The 354-nt window shown below is 62.7% G+C and carries 1 protein-coding gene; it reads right to left on the bottom strand.

The genetic code is table 11. The features are described 5' to 3' along the window. Nucleotides 1–50: 50 nt before the first annotated feature. On the bottom strand, nt 51–354 hold a 304-nt coding region (locus B2W55_RS29095), incomplete at its 5' end, for a methyltransferase family protein (protein ID WP_291532683.1).

Raw genomic sequence — 354 nt, forward strand, 5'->3', positions numbered from 1 at the left:
CCGCAATGGCAGCCGCCGGTGTAGACCTTGTTCTCAGCCATGATCGTCCCTTACCACAGTCCGGGCACGAGGCGATAGCGCACCCGCGCCGCATAATCGGCATAGCCTGACAATCCCGCCACCAGCGTGTGCTCCTCGATGCGGGTGCGGATCGCAAACATCACGAAGAACACCGGCACGAAGGCAAGGCCCCACCAGGAGCCCAGCATCGTCGGTACGGCGATGAAGAACAGCATCACGCTCGTATACATCGGATGGCGGACCAGCGCGTAGGGGCCGCTCGAGATCACGTGATGATCGCGCTCGGTCTGCACCTTCACGACCGGGGCGGCAAACGAATTGGTGCGGAACACC

The sequence above is a fragment of the Bradyrhizobium sp. UBA2491 genome, assembly GCF_002341725.1.
Lineage (GTDB): Bacteria > Pseudomonadota > Alphaproteobacteria > Rhizobiales > Xanthobacteraceae > Bradyrhizobium.